Genomic DNA, 1,678 nt, shown 5'->3' with positions numbered 1-1,678 from the left:
CGGGCGGGTGACCGGCGTGACCACCACGGCGGGCGACGTCGCGGCAGGGGCCGTCGTCGTGGCCGCGGGACCCTGGTCGGGCGAGGTCGCGCGGCGGCTCGGCGCCTGGGTCCCCGTGCGGCCGCGCCGCGGCACGGTGCTGGTGACCACGCCGGTGCCCGGGCGCGTGCGGCACAAGGTGTACGACGGCGACTACTTCGCCGCGACGCAGTCGGTCGGCGCGGAGCTGCAGACCTCCGCCGTGATCGAGTCGACGCCCGCCGGCACGCTGCTCATCGGTTCCAGCCGCGAGCAGGTGGGGTTCGACGACCGGCCCCGCGCCGACGTCGTCGCGCAGACGGCCCGCCGCGCCGTCGCGGTGTTCCCGTTCCTGGCCCAGGTGCCCGTGATGCGGACCTACCTCGGCTTCCGCCCGTACATGCCCGACCACCTGCCGGTGATCGGCCCCGACCCGGAGCTGCCCGGGCTGTGGTTCGCCACGGGCCACGAGGGCGCGGGCGTCGGCCTGGCACCCGCGACGGGGGACCTCGTCGCGTCGATGCTGCTGGGCGCTCCCGCGGAACCGGGGACCGACCCGCGGCCGTTCGCCGCCGACCGGCCCACGCTGCGAGCCCTGCGGGAGCGGGCACGCACCACGGAAGGAGCACCCGCATGACGTCGCTGCGCATGCCGCCCGGCGCGGACCCCGCGCGCCCCGGCCCCGACCGGCCGCTGACCGTGTGGGTCGACGGCGAGCCCGTGACCGGGACCGCCGGCCAGACCATCGCGGGGGTGCTGCTGGGCGCGGGCCGCCGCGCGTGGCGCACGACCCGCGGCGGCGCCGCCCCACGCGGCGTCTTCTGCGGCATCGGGGTGTGCTTCGACTGCCTCGTCGAGGTCAACGGCCTGCGCGACGTGCGGGCCTGCCTGCGGCGCGCGCACGACGGCGACGTCGTGGTCCGGCAGGTCTCGTGAGCGGCGGGCGGCACGTCGTCGTCGTGGGTGCGGGACCGGCCGGGCTGGCCGCGGCGCGCGCCGCGGCGGACGCCGGGGCGCGGGTCACCGTGCTCGACGCCGCCGACGAGCCGGGCGGCCAGTACTGGCGGCACCTGCCCGCCGACCGGCGCGCCGTGAGCGAGCACGTGCTGCACCACCGGTGGGGCACGTTCGGGGCGCTGCGGGCCGCGCTCGCGGAGCACCCCGCCGTCACCGTGCGGACGTCCGCGCAGGTCTGGTCGCTGGACCGGCTCGACCGCACCGACGACCAGACCGACAGCCGCCCCGTGCGGCTGCACGTGCTCGTGGGTGAGCCGGACGGTCTCGGGCGCGAGCGGCTCGTGCTCGAGCCGGACGCCCTCGTGCTCGCGACCGGCGCGCACGACCGGACCCTCCCGTTCCCGGGCTGGCAGCTCCCCGGCGTCGTCACGGCCGGGGCGGCGCAGGCGCTGGCCAAGGGCGAGCGGGTCGCCGTCGGGCGCCGGGTCGTCGTCGCGGGGTCCGGACCCTTCCTGCTGCCCGTCGCGTCGTCGCTGCTGCGCACCGGGGCGCACGTCGTGGGCGTGCACGAGGCGAGCCGGGCTGGTGCGCTGGCCCGCTGGCTGGCCCGGCCGTGGGAGCTGGCCGCCGTGCCGGGCAAGGCCGCGGAGCTGGCCGGGTACGCCGCCGAGCTGGCGCGGTACCGCATGCCGTGGCGACCCGG

General features: G+C 78.9%; 3 protein-coding genes. All 3 read left to right on the top strand.

Annotation, left to right across the window (positions count from 1 at the left end; translation table 11 throughout):
- A partial coding sequence (locus HLB15_RS23540) for an NAD(P)/FAD-dependent oxidoreductase (RefSeq protein WP_171109179.1) occupies positions 1–655 on the top strand: 655 nt, incomplete at its 5' end.
- A complete protein-coding gene (locus HLB15_RS23535; protein ID WP_229785732.1) occupies positions 652–954 on the top strand; it encodes a (2Fe-2S)-binding protein in 303 nt (100 codons plus the stop codon). The genes HLB15_RS23540 and HLB15_RS23535, both read left to right, overlap by 4 nt.
- On the top strand, positions 951–1,678 hold a 728-nt coding region (locus HLB15_RS23530; RefSeq protein WP_171109177.1), incomplete at its 3' end, for an FAD-dependent oxidoreductase. The genes HLB15_RS23535 and HLB15_RS23530, both read left to right, overlap by 4 nt.

This window comes from Promicromonospora citrea, assembly GCF_013004695.1.
GTDB classification, from domain to species: domain Bacteria; phylum Actinomycetota; class Actinomycetes; order Actinomycetales; family Cellulomonadaceae; genus Promicromonospora; species Promicromonospora citrea.
This window is presented reverse-complemented; position numbering and strand designations above follow the sequence as displayed.